Source organism: Shewanella sp. DC2-4 (assembly GCF_013248875.1).
GTDB classification, from domain to species: Bacteria; Pseudomonadota; Gammaproteobacteria; order Enterobacterales; family Shewanellaceae; genus Shewanella; species Shewanella oncorhynchi.
In genome coordinates this window covers 333,457-350,000 of record NZ_JABRVR010000002.1, presented here as the reverse complement: position 1 = coordinate 350,000, position 16,544 = coordinate 333,457, and the positions used below count along the sequence as shown (strand labels likewise).

Sequence of the window (16,544 nt, the reverse complement as noted above, 5' to 3'; positions counted from 1 at the left end):
ACGCCTAGGGTGTGCTTTTTTATGACATATTCTGTCAAAATCCGATAAAACCACGTATCATGTGCGCCAGTCGGCCAAGGGGCAATTCCCTTGTACTTTTCCATTCAATATTAGGTTTAACAGAGTCTAACGATGCTAATTACACTATCGATTATTGGCGGTTTTATTATTTTAACCTTAGGCGCTGAAGCCCTAGTTCGTGGCGCGAGTTCTATCGCTCTACGTTTAGGTATTACGCCACTTATCATAGGCTTAACTATTGTAGCCTTTGGTACTAGCGCACCAGAACTGGCTGTGAGTGTAAAATCTGCTCTAGCAGGAAACAGCGGTATCGCCTTAGGTAACGTTATTGGCTCTAACATTGCTAACATAGGTTTGATTTTAGCCATCACGGCACTTATCCGCCCTATTCAAGTGCAATCTCAAGTCGTAAAGCGTGATATCCCTTTGATGATATTGGCTTCCATGTTGTTCTGGGCACTCTTGTTAGATGGCGAGCTCAGCCTAATTGACGGTGTGATATTGCTGTCACTACTGTTCGGTTATTTAGCCTTTAGTTACATCAGCTCGAAAAATGGTAATGAAGAGGAAGAGATTGAAGCGGGTCCAAATAATCCGCTACTTTCAGCCCTATTTATCTTAGTCGGTATTGGTATGTTAGTCGGTGGCGGTATTTTGTTTGTCAACGGCGCAGTAGATTTAGCCAAGACCTTCGGTATCAGTGAAGTCATTATCGGCTTAACGATCGTGGCGATTGGTACCAGTATGCCAGAGTTAGTAACTTCTGTTCTAGCGGCACTGAAAGGTCAGAGTGACATAGCCATAGGTAACGTTGTCGGTTCTAACATATTCAATATTTTGGGTATTTTAGGTATTACTGCAATAGTACAGCCGGTATCATCACTTGGCTTCCAACCCTTTGATTTCATCGTGATGTTGGCATTTGCCATCATGATTTTACCTTTCGCTTGGACAGGATTTCGTATTGGCCGCCGCGAAGGTTCAGTATTACTACTGTGCTACTTAGGTTACTTGGGCTACCTAATAAACCAAGCGAGCACTCAAGCTGTGGTATAACACTTAGCTGCTCATTTACGATAAAAAAACACCGGAGCCTCTCCGGTGTTTTGCTCTCTAGGTATTGCAGTCCTTTATTCATCACGCACCTTCTTTAAAGCACACCTCATAAAAAATATAAGCACACAACTCAACTGATGACATTTGTCATGCCAAAGCCATGACCTTTGTGTCTGCACTTCTTCTATCGAATTTCTGATAATGAGCCCGTACCCAAACATTGGGAAACTCACTCAATAAGGAAATACCATGAAAACATTACTCCTCGCCTCCAGCTTTGTGCTTATCAGTACTCACTCGTTTGCAGCAACGCCATCAAACACTAGCATCACCAACGTAGACGCGGCCTCGAATGCGATGAATCTAACGCAATTACAACAACTGAGCGGCAGCACTCAAGATTATGATAAAGCCTATGCGAACTATCGCTTAGCCATCAGTGCCAATGTAATGGGGCAGAAAACACTCGCTAGCAGCGCACTGAGTGCAGCGCAAACCACATTAGAAGCACTCGAAACCAGCCAAGCGAATGCAGAATCCCTCGCGCTATTATCGTCGGTTTATGGCATGCAAATCGCCTTAGACAATAGCAAAGGTGCAACGCTCGGCATGAAATCCGCCAAGGCGATTGCCGGTGCCGAACAATTAGAACCACAAAATCCACGGGTAGCGCTTGTTAAAGCCATCGCCGCCTATAACACCCCAGCCATATTTGGCGGCAGCATGCAAAATGCTAAGACCTTAGCCACTACGGCCATAGAAAGATTCGCCCAGCCTTGCGACAACATTTGCTGGGGTGAAGCCGAAGCCTACACGTGGCGCGGGCTCGCTAAACAGGAATTAGGTGATAGCCAAGGCGCGATTGAAGATTGGCAACAAGCGATCAAAGTACAAGCAGATTATGGTTGGGCAAAATTTTTGCTTCAACAAAATCAGCAATTAAGTGCAAAATAGACAAAGTTGTTAACGGGGATCTATGGCGCTGACGATAGCGCCAATCCCTAAAAAGAATAAATTAAAACAGATGCCATCGGTGGGCATTCAACAACCAACTCAGTGACACAGAGGCATCATGATAAGCACTCCCCTTCAGCTCGAACGAAAACTTGCTTGGGTGTATTTGATAAACTTAGTGTTTTATCTGATCCCACTTGCCATAAATCCCTATCCAAGCTGGAAAATCGCCCTCAGTTTTGCCGTGTTAATCCCTTTTATTGCCAGTTATTTTTGGACCTATAAGTGCAATAGCCGTAGCGCCTATCTGCCCATTCTCATTATGGTGGCCATAGCAATAGCGATCACACCAATCAACCCAGGCTCTATCTCGCTATTTACCTTTGCCGCCTTCTTCATTGGCTTTTTTTATCCTCTCCGGACCTGTCTGTTGGCTATTGCAGCCCTCATCGGCCTGTTGTTTGCCCTCAATGAGATTTACCACTTTAACAGTTACTACTTTCCACTTTACGGCTCGGGATTAGTGCTCGGCGTGGGCATGTTTGGTGTCGCCGAACGCAGACGTTATCGGCATAAATTGAAAGAACAGCAAAGTGCCCAAGAAATTACCACCTTGGCCACTATGCTTGAGCGTGAACGTATCGCGCGGGATCTACACGACATTATGGGGCATAGCCTTTCTTCCATCGCCCTTAAGGCTGAGCTAGCCGAAAAGCTTATCGCAAAACAAGAATATGAACTCGCATCAACCCAATTGATTGAGCTAGGACAAATTGCGAGGGAAAGTTTAAGCCAGATCCGCCACACAGTGTCAGACTACAAACACAAGGGCCTAGAGAGTTGCGTGACGCAGCTTTGTAAATCATTAAGGGATAAAGGCTTAAGTGTCGAGCTCAGTGGTGAGCTACCCAAGCTAGGTGCAAGCACAGAAAGCCAACTGAGTTTGATCCTCACCGAACTCATTAATAATATTCTTCGCCATAGCGGTGCAAGTGAATGCTCTATCCACTTTTCTAAGCAATCAGACCGCCTGCTGCTCGAAGTCAAAGACAATGCCGCGGCCAAACCTTTTATAGAGGGTAATGGCCTCACTGGTATACGCGAGCGTCTCGACAGTTTAGGCGGCAGCTTGAGCTATAATCTCGAACAGGGATATACCTTTACCGTCAGTTTACCTTTGCAGGGAGCAACACATTAATGAAGATTTTATTGGCGGAAGATCAAGCTATGGTGCGAGGAGCACTCGCCGCACTCCTTACGCTTGCAGGGGGTTTTAGTATCACCCAAGCGAGTGACGGCGACGAAGCTCTAAGCTTACTCAAACAGCAAAGCTTTGATCTCTTGCTAACGGATATCGAAATGCCCGGCCGCACAGGCTTAGAGCTGGCCACATGGTTAAAGGAGCAACATAGCCAAACCAAGATAGTGGTCATTACCACCTTCGGCCGTGCGGGCTATATTAAACGTGCCATCGAAGCGGGTGTGGGCGGCTTTCTGCTTAAAGATGCGCCCTCGGAAACCTTAGTCAACGCGATTCAACAAGTGATGGCGGGAAAACGAGTGATCGATCCTGAACTTGCCATGATGGCGATTGGCGATGTCGACCCGCTCAACGACAAAGAACGCCGCGCTCTTCGCCTCGCTAGCGAAGGCAAATCCACCTCCGACATCGCCGAAACTCTTTTTATCGCCGAAGGGACTGTTCGCAACTACCTCTCAGAAGCCATAGCCAAGCTCAATGCCAGTAATCGAATCGATGCAGCCCGCATTGCCAAGCAAAAAGGCTGGTTGTAATAACACTCACAGTTAACCACGCTTTCAGCCTAACGATATCTTATCAACAATTTTGCGGCCTTAAGGTCGCAAAAAGATATTAGCTATGCTTCCAAACAAAATTTGATAACACCCTAATTCCCCTTGAGATTGCCTTACGCTTATTCTCTGTTAATATATGTATAAATTCACAGTGATTGAGTGCTAACGACTTGCAGCAATTGGATCTTGTTCCGATCACCGACCTCAAAGGCGTCGCCAAAAAGGTCGCGGAGAAACTCGCAAAGCTCGGCATCACAACAGTACAAGATCTGCTGTTTCACTTACCCCTGCGCTACGAAGATAGAACCCAAATCTATCCCATTGCCGCCCTCAGCCTAGGCGGTTATGGCACTATAGAAGCTGAAATCCAATCGACACAAATCATCCAAGGCCGCAAGCGCATGCTGGTCTGCAATGTGCGCGACGATACGGGCAGCTTAAGCCTGCGCTTCTTTAACTTTTCCGTTGCTCAGCGTAATGCCATGCAAAATGGTTTGATGATCCGCGCCTATGGTGAAGTGCGCCGTGGTAGTCATCAAGCTGAGATAGTGCATCCAGAATATAAAGTGGTGTATCCCGGTGAAGATGTTCACCTGAGTGATACCCTAACGCCGATTTATCCCACGACTGAGGGCTTAAAACAGGCGAGTTGGCTAAAGCTGACGGAGCAAGCCTTGGTATTGCTAGAAGAGGGTGGCTTAACTGAGCTGCTACCACCGCAATTGCAACCTAACAACATCAGCCTTAAACAAGCGCTGCAGACGCTACATCGTCCTCCTGCGGGGATCTCTCAGTTCGATTTAGAGCTAGGCCAACACCCAGCCCAGCAACGACTCGTGCAGGAAGAATTACTCGCCCACAATCTCAGTATGTTACGCCTAAGGCAGCGCAGTAATTTAGATGCCGCTGTCACCATGCAGGCCACGGGGCAGTTGCTCAATCCCTTCCTCGCGGCTTTGCCCTTTAAGCCGACTGGCGCCCAGCAAAGAGTCGTGGCTGATATAGGCAAAGATTTAGAACAGCCGCACCCTATGATGCGCTTAGTGCAAGGGGATGTTGGCTCAGGTAAAACCTTAGTCGCGGCGATGGCGGCATTGCAAGCGATTGAAAACGGTTATCAAGTTGCCATGATGGCGCCAACCGAGCTATTGGCCGAGCAGCATGCGACTAACTTTGCCGCTTGGTTTGAGCCACTCGGGCTTAAGGTCGGTTGGCTGGCGGGCAAACTCAAAGGTAAGGTCAGAGCCCAATCCCTTGCGGATATTGAATCTGGCGCAGCCCAGATGGTAATTGGGACCCATGCCATCTTCCAGCAGCATGTAGTCTTTAGCAAACTCGCGTTAATTATTATCGATGAGCAACACAGATTCGGCGTACACCAACGCTTAGGCCTGCGGGAAAAGGGCGTGAACCAAGGTTTCCACCCGCATCAATTGATCATGACAGCCACACCTATTCCCCGCACGCTTGCGATGACGGCCTATGCAGATCTCGACACGTCCATTATCGATGAACTGCCGCCGGGGCGAACTCCAGTGACCACAGTGGCGATTGCTGATTTACGCCGTAACGAAGTGCTTGAACGGGTGCGTAACGCCGTCATCAGCGACCAACGTCAGGCCTATTGGGTGTGTACTCTGATTGAAGAATCCGAAGTGCTCGAATGCCAAGCCGCCGAAGACACAGCCGAAGAACTGCGCCTCGCCCTGCCCGAGCTCAATATTGGCCTAGTGCATGGCAGGTTGAAGAGCGCCGAGAAACAGCAAATCATGGCCGACTTTAAGGCAGGCATTATTCATCTACTGGTAGCGACAACCGTGATTGAAGTGGGCGTCGACGTGCCTAATGCCAGCCTGATGATCATTGAAAACCCTGAACGTTTAGGTCTAGCACAACTACATCAACTGCGCGGACGAGTCGGTCGAGGCGCCATCGCAAGCCATTGTGTGTTACTCTACAAGGCGCCGTTGAGCCATACCGCCACCCAAAGACTGAGTGTACTCAGACAAAGCAATGATGGTTTCATCATAGCGCAGAAAGATTTAGAAATTCGTGGCCCGGGTGAAGTGCTTGGCACTAAGCAGACGGGACTGGCTGAGCTCAAAATTGCCGATCTGGTGCGCGATCAAGCTTTGATCCCACACATTCAGAAATTAGCGAGCCATGTAATGGTGCAAGCCCCCGAAAAGGTCGATGCAATTATTTTACGTTGGCTCGGGCACAGGCAGCACTATGTGCAGGCTTAAGCCGTAAATATTAAAGGGTAAAGGACGAGGCGTAACATCAGCCTTTACTCGAAATAAATTGTTTATGTTCAGCTAAGCGCTATAGACAAGCGCATGGAAACTTGCAAAATGAACCTGCGGCCTTCAAATAGCCCGCTCTTGCACTTTAATGTTAGCTGCATGTATTCACCAAGTTACCTTGACACTCAAGCGAAGGATGTAAAATGCAAGTTAATCAAGATGATAGAATAACACCTCAAGAGACTTCTTCTAGCAGCAATCGCTTTGCGCTTTTTGCGATAGTGCTCGTCGTGCTACTTTCTGCCGGAGGATATTATTACTACAGCGGTGATTCTGACTCACCTAAACTCATTCCTAACGCCCCTATTGTATTGCCTGAAACACCGCCATCTGAACCTATGACGCTCGAAAGTGAGCCAGAGCCTGAAACCACTGAGACGACGCCTGCCGTTACAGAAACGAACACTAATAGCACTGAAACCACTGCAGTGGCAGAGCCTGAAGTTGTCGTAGAACCTGTGCCTGTGCTGGCTGAAAGTGATGCATTTGTGCAACAAAAAGCTCTCGCCATGATCAATAACAATGTGCTGAGTTCTTCGTTAGTGCAGCAAGATCTCGTCCGCCAATTTGTGGTATTCGTGGATAACCTAGCTCAGGGTGAATTAACCCGTAAAGTTAGCCCACTTAAAGGACCAGAGAAGCTGTTCTCAGTCTCAGAAATCACCAACAAAGTGTATTTAAATCCTGAGGGTTTCCACAGATACGATGCCTATGTTGACTCGATTGCCAAAATGGACGAACAGAGCTTAATCACAACTTACAAGCAACTGACGCCGCTCCTAGAGGAAGCCTTTACCGAACTCGGCTACAGCAACGCCAAATTTAACGACAGAATGCTGCAAGCGATTAAAATGTTACTCGCAGCACCTATTATTGAAGATCCGATTGAGCTGAATTCAATTAGCGTTAACTATCAATTCGTTGACCCTAACTTAGAGGCACTACCCAGTGCACAAAAACTGTTGATCCGTATGGGTCCAGAAAATACTCGCAAGTTGAAAGTAGCGCTGCGTAAAATCGAGAATCAATTGTCGCAATAGGTTATCAAGCTCATGCCAAAAGGCGCTCAGTGCGCCTTTTTTCATTTTAACCTGTAAGTTAAAGCGTCTGCGCAATCAGATAGCCACTGCGATATTTGTTACTCAATGTCGAATAAGTGCTGTAAATCACAGCACTTGATCCCATTCCGTTAACCCGCACAATGCAAATGGCTTCATAAAAAGAAGGGGCATAGTGTAGAATGACCACGCTGTAGAGGGCATTTCGAGCGTCATTCTTCTAACGCGTATACTCCTCACTATGGTATGACAATCCATTAATGTTCTAACTTAGTTAGGGATAACTAAGACAGCTTAAATTTAGTGTCGAGGCAAAGTAGTGCAACTAACATTCAGCATTCTCTCTTGGGGCGCTTGGGCCCCCCAATATCAGCACCATCAAAGTTGGCAAACTTGGTGCGAGAGTTCGGCTGAGCTCAATCTCGATACGCCACCACAGTCGGATACCACCGCTCCCGCACTCAAACAAATTCCCGCCATGCAGCGCCGCCGTTTTAGTCGCTTGACTAAGATGATGTTAGAGGTGAGTTTTCAGTGCGAAATGCCTGCAAATTGTCGCTCTATTTTTGCCTCGCGCCATGGAGAGTTGCAGCGCACCATTGGCCTACTCGAAGACATTATCGCCAAACAACCCTTATCGCCCTTAGGTTTTAGTCAGTCGGTGCACAACACCGCCAGCGGCATTTTTGGCATAGTGGCGGCCAATACAGCGCCTTCAACCTCAGTTGCGGCGGGCACAGAAACCCTGTCCCAAGCTATGGTCGAAGCCTTCGCCCAATTACATCAATCGCCAGAACCATTGTTATTGGTCTTCGGTGATGATCCAGTGCCTCCTGTGTACGATGAGTTTACCCAAGAATTTGAATTACCTTTGGCCCTAGGCCTACAGCTCGCGCCCTTCGATACACCCGCTTCGGCCAAGCTCACAGTGAGCCGTATTTCTAAGGCAACAGCTTTAAATCCGCTGACCTATGGTGCATTTATCCACGCCCTAGCAACGGCGCAAAATATTTCAGGCTGCTTATCCCAATGGCATTGGAGACTTGAGCATGTTTGATGCAGCCCACAGCCATGACGCCGCTAAGGGCCATGAAGATTCAATGCTCAATGCCGCTTATACCTTGCCGGAAACTCGCCGCGAAGGGCTGAATTATGTGCCACGTTGGCTAGGTGGCGTGAGTTGTTATATCGCCTTTGGCTTAGGCGGCTTATTAAGCTCCTTGACCATTCTGCCACTACTGCGTTTTTGGCCAGGCACACCAGAGGCGCGGATTATTCGGGTACAAAAGGCCGTGCATTTAATGTTCAAAGGCTTTGTCGCCATGCTCACTTGGGCAGGTGTGATTAAGGTCAGCAGCCACGATGCCCAAAAATTACATGATGCCAGAGGCGTTATCGTCATAGCCAATCACCCCAGTTTAGTCGATGTGGTGGTATTGATAAGTCTCATGCCCAATGCGGGCTGCATAGTCAAACAAGCTTTGTGGCGTAATCCATTTTTGCGGGGGGTGGTGTCCTGCGCAGGTTATATTCCCAATCGCGGCGCCGAACTCATGCTAGAGGATTGCCGCGAAGTGCTCGCAAGAGGCACCAATTTAATTATCTTCCCCGAGGGCACGCGTACGGTGGTCGGTGCGACCATTAACCACTTTGCCCGCGGCGCTGCCAATATCGCCTTAAGGGCCGAAGCGGATATTTTACCTGTGGTGCTACGTACCAATGTGCGTGGTTTGACAAAGGAGCAACCTTGGTATGAAATCCCAAGGCAAACCATGGGAATGGCCGTTGAAATCGGCACAATCGTTTCTTACCAGAAATACCAAGCGGCTTTAGGTGAGCATGCAAAAATGGCCCGGCAGCTGACGCGGGATCTTGAACATTACTATAAACAACAACTCGAAAATAATTATGAACTTAAACAATGAAATAAAGCAGTTAATCATCGACTGTCTCGATCTAGAAGACGTCAGCATTGATGATATTGAAACCGATGCGCCGCTATTTGGCGAAGGTTTAGGCTTAGATTCTATCGACGCCCTCGAGCTCGGCTTAGCCATCAAGAAAAAATTTGATGTCAAAATCGAAGCCAATTCGGATGCCACTAAGGCTCATTTCCACAGTGTTGCCAGCTTAGCTCGCTTTATCGAATCACAGCGTCCATAGGAGAGGAATATGCAAAATCGTGAACAAATCCTCGCTATGCTGACCACTATTTTAGTGGACGAATTCGAAATTGATGCCGAGGCGATTACGCCTGAGGCCAACCTGTATGAAGAGCTCGATCTCGACAGTATTGATGCAGTCGACTTAGTGATAAAACTGCAGCAACTGACAGGTAAAAAGATCCAACCCGATGAATTTAAATCAGTTCGCACAATCAACGATGTGATTAATGCTATCGAAGGTTTAGTTAAAACCTAATGCGAGCCTTGCTACAGGTCTTAACCGCCCTAACTTTGCTGGCCTACCCCGTTGCCGTGTATTTAGGGCTCAGTTACTTGCCTGCTGGCACCATAGCGCTCGTGCTGTGTTTATTGCTGATAGTGCGGCTAATGCTACAAAAGCAAAAGGTTAAGACATTAGTTTTACCACTATTGGTGGGGATTGTGCTCACGGCAGGCAGTTATCTTGCCAAGCGCAGTGACTGGCTGCTGTATTACCCAGTAGTGATAAATCTCACTATGCTGGCGCTGTTCAGTTATTCACTGCACACTGGCCCTAGCATGATCGAACGTTTAGCCCGTTTGAAAGAACCCGATTTACCGGATGAAGCCACTGGGTATCTTAAAAAAGTCACGCTACTTTGGTGCGGCTTATTTATCTTCAATGGCACTATGGCGGCTTACACCGCTGGCTTTACTAGCTTAGCAACCTGGACCTTGTATAACGGTTTGATTGCATACGTACTCATGGGACTGCTCCTCGTTGGGGAATGGTTATATCGCAGCTTTTGGTTGAAGAAAACATGACACAGCTACTCAAAAACTGGTTAACCCAAGGGCCCTTTGCCCAACAACTGATCAGCTTTAATCACCACGACATAGTCACGGGTGCATTATTTACCAATCAGGTGGCGTATTTTTACGAGCAACTGCTGGCCGCGCCAGAGAAAAAATGGCTGCTCGCGAGTGATACCAGCGATCTGTTTGCTGTGGGTTTATGTGCGGCGCTGTTAGCAGGCAAGGAAATTATCTTACCAGCCAACACCCAAACGGGCACGCTGAGCGAGTTAACCCACCAGTTTGAAGGCATATTGTCGGACAAGCCATTGTGTGAAAGTCAGGCCTTTATTCTACTGAGAAAAGAGCTGAGCCTGCCGAGCAAGCCTTGGCCGGCAAGCGAGGCTATCGGTGAACTTGTGCTATTTACCTCCGGCAGCAGTGGCGAACCTAAGGCGATCCGTAAAACACTTCAGCAATTAGACGTTGAAGTCTCAGTGCTCGAACATACCTTTGCCGAACATTTACCCCATTGCAGTGTGATTTCAACGGTTTCCCACCAGCATATCTATGGCCTGTTATTCAAGATTTTGTGGCCACTCGCCGCCAGTCGGCCGTTTTTAAGTGAGCAGATTGAATACCCAGAAACCTTAAGCTATTACACTGCCTTACTGCCAAACCTGTGTTTGATCAGTAGCCCTGCCCAGTTATCGCGTTTACCTAAGGCCTTAGAGCACGAGCGGCAGCTGCGATCACCTAGCTTAGTGTTTAGCTCTGGCGGGCCCTTAAGTTTTGCGGCGGCTCAGGGGATCAGCCAATGCTATGGCCATCTGCCCATCGAAATTTTTGGCAGCACAGAAACGGGCGGCATCGCCTATCGCCGTCAGCATGAGGCCGATGAACCTTGGCAAGTGTTTGACAGAATATCGATAGATCAAGACCCTAGCGACGGAGCCTTGCTGCTTAAATCACCTTATTTAGCCGACGATGAATGGTTGCGCTGCGAAGATAAAATCGAACCAACCGAAAATGGCCAGTTTAGACTCAAGGGCCGACTCGATCGCATCGTTAAGATTGAAGAGAAACGCCTGTCACTGGCGCAAATGGAAACGCTGTTAGGCAGTCACGCCTATGTTGAGCAAGCCGCACTTGTGGTATTGCCGCAGTTTAAATCCCAACTGGGCGCTGTGATAACTCTCTCCGCACTTGGCCGCAGTGTGCATCAAGAGCAGGGAAAACTCAGTATCAACAATGCGTTAAAAGCACATTTACTGACACAATTTGAGCGAGTCACCCTGCCACGCCGCTGGCGTTATCCCGATATTTTGCCGCTGAACACTCAGGGTAAGCGTGTCACTGCCCAGTTAGTCGAGTTATTTGATCATGATTAAATCGAGTTTACCGCCGATCCTGCATTCCAATATCGGCATGGATAATATTGAATTACGTCTGTTAGTGGCGGCCGACCTTGAATCTTTTAAGGGACATTTTCCCGAGCAAGCCGTACTGCCAGGCGTGACGCAATTAGATTGGGCGGTGCGTTTAGGCTGCCAATATTTCGGCTATTGCGAAGCCGTAGCCAACTTAGAAGTGCTTAAGTTTCAGCAACTCATACTGCCGGGGCAAGAAGTCACCTTAAGCATTAGCAACAATGCGGCTAAGGGAAAACTCACCTTCGCCTATAGCGATGGTGAAAACCGCTACGCGTCAGGTCGTATCGCCTTCGATATCTCGCCAGTTAACAGCAGCGATGGGGCGAGCCAGTGCTAACACCTCCCAGCGACTTAGTTGAGTCGGTGCCCATCAAGCTCGCCTTAGTGATCCCCAATTACAATCACAGTGCCGCAATTGCCCAGACCTTGGCCGAACTCGCCCAATTTAATCTGCCCTGTTATTTGATTGATGATGGCAGCAATGACGAAACCCGTTATCTACTGCAATCCTTAGCCCAAACCTATCCTTGGGTGACTTTGCTGCTGCATCCTTACAATCGTGGTAAAGGCGCTGCTGTGATGACGGGCCTACGCCGAGCCTACCGCGATGGCTTTAGTCATGCACTGCAGGTCGATGCCGATGGTCAACACAATCTGGCCGATATTCCAGCTATGGTAGCCAAGGCGCAGGCTAAACCCGATGCGCTGATTTCAGGCAAACCCGAGTACGATGAATCCGTGCCTAAGGGCAGGCTTTATGGCCGTTATATCACCCATTTTTGGGTGTGGGTCGAAACCTTAAGCTTTGATATTCAAGATTCTATGTGTGGCTTTCGCGTTTATCCCCTCGCCGCCACCGAGCGATTACTGTGCCAGCAAGCATTAACGGAGCGAATGGATTTTGATATTGAAATCCTCGTCAAACTCTACTGGCAAGGGGTAGAAATTTTATTCCAGCCGACTAAGGTGATTTATCCCGAAGGTGGTGTTAGTCACTTTCAAGGTGTGGCCGACAATGTTCGCATCACTAAACTGCATACCAAGTTGTTTTTCGGCATGCTCAAACGCCTGCCTTGGCTATTGAAGCGTAAATCACAGCAACAAGCCGCGCAAAACTCCCATTGCTCGTCAGCAACATCATCGACTTCAGCCACCCATTGGTCTGGCATGAAGGAGCGCGGCAGTTACTGGGGCATAAAACTGTTAGCCGAGAGCTATCGTATTGGCGGCCATTGGTTGTGCCGCGCCATTATGTATCCTGTGATTTGCTATTTCTTTCTCACGGGCAAAGTCACCCGTAACGCCTCGTTAGACTTCCTGCGCCGCGTACAAGTACTTGAGCCGCAACATCCTAAGCTCAACCAGCCTGCAGGCTGGCGCGATAGCCTGAATCACTTTTTAGCCTTTGGAAATGCCGCACTCGATAGAATCGATGCGTGGTGCGATCGCATCCAATTGAGCCAAGTGGATTTCCCCGATCGCCAAGTGCTGGCCGACCAACTCGAAAGCGGTAAAGGCGCCGTGTTATTAGTGTCGCACCTCGGTAATTTAGAGCTCTGCCGCGCCATTTCCATCCACCAGCGCAAGGTCAAAGTAAACGTCATGGTGTTAACGAGCCATGCTGAAAATTTCAATAAGGTACTCAAGCAGTTAAACCCTGATAGCACGCTTAATCTTATTCAAGTGACCGAGCTTAACCCCGCGACGTCTATGCTGTTGCAGCAAAAGATAGAAGCCGGTGAACTGGTGGTGATCGCGGGCGATAGAACCTCGCCGAATACCCAAGGTCGCGTCATGTACGCGCCCTTTATGGGGCAAGACGCAGCGTTTCCCCAAGGGCCGTTTATTTTGGCAGGTTTACTCGATTGCCCTGTATTTTTAATGTTTTGCCTGCGGGAACAGGGCCGTTATCGGGTGCATTTAGAGCGCTTCGCCGAAACACTAAAAGGCCCGCGAGCGGGCAGAATGGACAGATTACAGCAGGCGGTAAATCGCTACAGCGAACGTTTAGAATACTTTGCCAGACGCGAGCCTTTGCAATGGTTTAACTTCTTCGATTTTTGGCGTAAAGACAGCGAATTAGAACGCGCATCAACCAATTCAGTACAAGCCGATGCTGTAACAGCAGAGTCAACATCACCGCAGATCCCAGAGCAGGATCATAAGACAGACAGGACTAGTCATTCATGAGCCACACCCAAGCCGCCGACTCAAAGAATCAATCAGACTTAAAGACTGTTGAGTTCGGCTGTCAATTTCTTACCTTAGAACAAGTGGTTGCCGTCGCCAAGGGCGCACCAGTCAAGCTCTGTGACGATGCGGATTATCAAGAATATATCCAAAAAGGTGCGCGCTTTATCGATAGCCTGCTGCACGAAGAAGGCGTGGTTTATGGTGTAACAACTGGTTATGGCGACTCTTGCACAGTCAATGTGAGCTTAGATCTGGTCCACGAATTGCCACTGCATTTAACCCGCTTCCACGGCTGCGGTTTAGGCGAGACCTTAAACATAATGCAGGCCCGCGCTGTGATGGCTTGCCGTTTAAACTCCTTAGCCATTGGCAAATCTGGCGTGACCTATGAGCTATTAAAGCGCATCGAAACTTTGCTCAATCTCAACATAGTCCCTGTAATCCCAGAAGAAGGTTCGGTCGGCGCCAGCGGTGATTTAACGCCGCTGTCGTATTTGGCCGCCGTGTTAGTCGGCGAGCGCGAAGTGATTTACCAAGGTGAGCGCCAAGCGACTCAAGCTGTGTACGCTAAGCTCAACATTATCCCGCATGTCCTGCGTCCAAAAGAAGGCTTAGCCCTGATGAACGGCACGGCTGTAATGACGGCCTTGGCCTGTTTAGCCTTCGATCGCGCCCAATATCTTGCCCGATTAAGTAGCCGCATTACCGCTATGGCTTCGTTAACGTTAAAAGGCAACTCGAACCATTTTGATGAAATCTTATTTGCCGCCAAACCGCATCCGGGACAAAACCAAATCGCCACTTGGATACGGGAAGATTTAAATCACCACGAACATCCGCGCAATTCGGACAGGCTGCAGGACAGATATTCCATCCGCTGCGCACCGCACATTATCGGCGTGTTGCAGGATGCGCTGCCGTTTATGCGTCAGTTTATCGAAACCGAAGTCAACAGCGCCAACGACAACCCGATTGTCGACGGCGAAGGCGAGCATATTCTCCACGGTGGCCATTTTTATGGCGGCCATATCGCCTTTGCGATGGATTCACTGAAAAATACTGTGGCCAACTTAGCCGATCTTATCGATCGCCAAATGGCACTGGTAATGGACCCTAAGTTTAATAATGGCTTACCCGCTAACTTATCCGGCTCAACCGGCCCGCGCCGCGCAATTAATCATGGCTTTAAAGCGGTGCAAATTGGGGTATCTGCGTGGACAGCAGAAGCGCTCAAGCACACTATGCCCGCCAGCGTGTTCTCACGCTCAACCGAATGCCACAACCAAGACAAGGTGAGCATGGGCACCATTGCCGCCCGCGACTGTATGCGTGTACTGCAATTGACCGAACAAGTCGCGGCGGCAGCCTTGCTCGCCATGACTCAAGGTATTGGCCTGCGTATCGCCCAAAATGAGCTGGACGAAGCCTCGCTCACGCCTTCATTGGCGAAAACACTCGCCCAAGTGCGCGCCGATTTTGAGACCTTAATTGAAGATAGGCCGCTTGAAGCCGTGCTGCGCCAAACCATAGCGAAAATCCAAGCAGGCGAATGGGAAGTGTGCCGATGAAATCATTGCTCACTATCGATATGGAAATGCAAATCCCCTTCCACGATGTGGATTCCATGGGGATCACTTGGCATGGCAATTACCTGCGTTATTTCGAGATTGCTCGCTGCAAACTGCTCGATGAGTTGGGCTACAACTACCGCCAAATGCAAGCATCTAACTATGCGTGGCCTATTATCGATTTGCAGATTAAATACGTCAAAGCCAGCACCTTCGAGCAAAAAATCACAGTGCGCGCCGAGTTAGTCGAGTGGGAAAACCGCTTAAAGATCAATTATCAAATTCGCGACGTTGAAACGGGTGCGCGCATCACTAAGGGTTATACCATTCAAGCGGCGGTCGATATGAGTACCCAAGAATTGTGCTTTGTTACCCCAGAGGTGTTCCGTGACAAAATAGCCACCCTGCTCGCTAAGGTTGAAGACTAATGAACTCAGTACTCGCCAAGAGCTCTGCGCTGACGAAGAATCCTGTGCTGGCGAAGTGTACATTACTCCTCTGCTTAGCTTTTGCTTTGATAAGCCTGCCACTCAAGGCTGAGACTTTAGCCGCGCCCGGCGCTTATCAAACACTTTTTAGCCAAAGTGCAGATACTGCGCAGCTTGTCGCCTTAAGCCAAAAACTTAACTTGGGCGAAACGGTGCGAGGTCACTTTGTGCAATCTCGGCAGTTAAAAGTGCTCAAAAAGCCGTTAATCAGCCAAGGTCAGTTTATCTTCGATCAGACCCAAGGACTTATTTGGCAGCAAATAAAGCCCTTCGAATCCCTGCTAATTTTAAAAGATAAGCAACTGATTCAGCGTGATAGCCAAGGTAGAGTACAGGTCAGCAAGGCCGATGCCTCGACGAGCGCAGCCGCTATGGGGGATTTATTGCCCAGCCTAGTGCGCGCTATGCTCGGCGGTGATATTTCCGGTTTAAGTGAGAACTTCGAACTGCACTTCCTCATAACAGAAAGCTTGAACACAGACGGCCAATGGCAATTAGGCCTAACGCCCAAAGATCCCTTAATGAAAAAAGCCATCGCCAATATGGTGTTAGAGGGTGGCGATACCTTGCAATCCTTAGTGCTGCTGAGCGCGGCGCCGAGTGTGGCACAACAGGATATGACCCGCATCGACTTTAGTGCGCTTTCCCAAGGTAAACTCAGCGAAACCGAATTGACGCAGTATACTGTGGCGATAGAGGCGAATAAACCTTAA

The 16,544-nt window shown here is 48.8% G+C and carries 17 protein-coding genes; all 17 read left to right on the top strand.

Annotated elements, in window-relative coordinates; all coding sequences use genetic code 11:
• The first annotated feature begins 132 nt into the window (after nt 1–132).
• Nucleotides 133–1,077 (top strand): calcium/sodium antiporter, encoded by a 945-nt coding sequence (locus tag HQQ92_RS02180; protein WP_105251158.1) that lies wholly within the window; start codon nt 133–135, stop codon nt 1,075–1,077.
• Nucleotides 1,078–1,326: 249 nt separating this feature from the next.
• Entirely contained in the window at nt 1,327–2,031 is a 705-nt protein-coding gene (locus tag HQQ92_RS02175) for a tetratricopeptide repeat protein (RefSeq protein ID WP_173242777.1), read from the top strand.
• Nucleotides 2,032–2,149: 118 nt separating this feature from the next.
• The gene (locus tag HQQ92_RS02170) at nt 2,150–3,229 is read left to right on the top strand and encodes a sensor histidine kinase (RefSeq protein WP_173242775.1); all 1,080 of its coding nucleotides are present in this window, start codon (nt 2,150–2,152) and stop codon (nt 3,227–3,229) included.
• Nucleotides 3,229–3,825 carry a DNA-binding response regulator gene (locus HQQ92_RS02165; RefSeq protein ID WP_113941110.1) on the top strand — a complete coding sequence of 199 codons (597 nt, stop codon included), beginning with the start codon at nt 3,229–3,231 and terminating at the stop codon, nt 3,823–3,825. The genes HQQ92_RS02170 and HQQ92_RS02165 overlap by 1 nt, the downstream gene beginning before the upstream one ends.
• 191 nt (nt 3,826–4,016) lie before the next feature.
• Nucleotides 4,017–6,092, top strand: a complete 2,076-nt coding sequence (gene recG / locus HQQ92_RS02160) for an ATP-dependent DNA helicase RecG (protein WP_173242773.1) — start codon at nt 4,017–4,019, stop codon at nt 6,090–6,092.
• A gap of 203 nt (nt 6,093–6,295) precedes the next feature.
• Nucleotides 6,296–7,192: a DUF3014 domain-containing protein gene (locus HQQ92_RS02155; protein WP_173242771.1), complete on the top strand. Its 897-nt coding sequence runs from the start codon at nt 6,296–6,298 to the stop codon at nt 7,190–7,192.
• A gap of 337 nt (nt 7,193–7,529) precedes the next feature.
• The gene (locus tag HQQ92_RS02150) at nt 7,530–8,267 is read left to right on the top strand and encodes a beta-ketoacyl synthase chain length factor (RefSeq protein WP_113941113.1); all 738 of its coding nucleotides are present in this window, start codon (nt 7,530–7,532) and stop codon (nt 8,265–8,267) included.
• Nucleotides 8,260–9,135, top strand: coding sequence for a 1-acyl-sn-glycerol-3-phosphate acyltransferase (locus HQQ92_RS02145; RefSeq protein WP_173242769.1), 876 nt, complete (start codon nt 8,260–8,262; stop codon nt 9,133–9,135). Before HQQ92_RS02150 ends, HQQ92_RS02145 begins: the two co-directional genes overlap by 8 nt.
• Nucleotides 9,119–9,373 carry a phosphopantetheine-binding protein gene (locus tag HQQ92_RS02140; protein ID WP_011787697.1) on the top strand — a complete coding sequence of 85 codons (255 nt, stop codon included), beginning with the start codon at nt 9,119–9,121 and terminating at the stop codon, nt 9,371–9,373. Before HQQ92_RS02145 ends, HQQ92_RS02140 begins: the two co-directional genes overlap by 17 nt.
• A gap of 9 nt (nt 9,374–9,382) precedes the next feature.
• Nucleotides 9,383–9,631, top strand: a complete 249-nt coding sequence (locus HQQ92_RS02135) for an acyl carrier protein (RefSeq protein WP_011787696.1) — start codon at nt 9,383–9,385, stop codon at nt 9,629–9,631.
• Nucleotides 9,631–10,179: a hypothetical protein gene (locus HQQ92_RS02130; RefSeq protein WP_173242767.1), complete on the top strand. Its 549-nt coding sequence runs from the start codon at nt 9,631–9,633 to the stop codon at nt 10,177–10,179. The genes HQQ92_RS02135 and HQQ92_RS02130 overlap by 1 nt, the downstream gene beginning before the upstream one ends.
• Complete coding sequence (locus tag HQQ92_RS02125) at nt 10,176–11,540, top strand: AMP-binding protein (protein WP_173242765.1); 1,365 nt, start codon at nt 10,176–10,178, stop codon at nt 11,538–11,540. Before HQQ92_RS02130 ends, HQQ92_RS02125 begins: the two co-directional genes overlap by 4 nt.
• A complete protein-coding gene (locus HQQ92_RS02120; protein WP_173242763.1) occupies nt 11,533–11,919 on the top strand; it encodes a thioester dehydrase in 387 nt (128 codons plus the stop codon). Before HQQ92_RS02125 ends, HQQ92_RS02120 begins: the two co-directional genes overlap by 8 nt.
• The gene (locus HQQ92_RS02115) at nt 11,913–13,772 is read left to right on the top strand and encodes a glycosyltransferase (RefSeq protein WP_173242761.1); all 1,860 of its coding nucleotides are present in this window, start codon (nt 11,913–11,915) and stop codon (nt 13,770–13,772) included. Before HQQ92_RS02120 ends, HQQ92_RS02115 begins: the two co-directional genes overlap by 7 nt.
• The gene (gene hutH, locus HQQ92_RS02110) at nt 13,769–15,343 is read left to right on the top strand and encodes a histidine ammonia-lyase (RefSeq protein ID WP_173242759.1); all 1,575 of its coding nucleotides are present in this window, start codon (nt 13,769–13,771) and stop codon (nt 15,341–15,343) included. Before HQQ92_RS02115 ends, hutH begins: the two co-directional genes overlap by 4 nt.
• On the top strand, nt 15,340–15,771 hold the full coding sequence (locus HQQ92_RS02105) for a thioesterase family protein (RefSeq protein WP_006086613.1): 432 nt from the start codon (nt 15,340–15,342) through the stop codon (nt 15,769–15,771). Before hutH ends, HQQ92_RS02105 begins: the two co-directional genes overlap by 4 nt.
• The gene (locus HQQ92_RS02100; protein WP_173242757.1) at nt 15,771–16,544 is read left to right on the top strand and encodes an outer membrane lipoprotein carrier protein LolA; all 774 of its coding nucleotides are present in this window, start codon (nt 15,771–15,773) and stop codon (nt 16,542–16,544) included. Before HQQ92_RS02105 ends, HQQ92_RS02100 begins: the two co-directional genes overlap by 1 nt.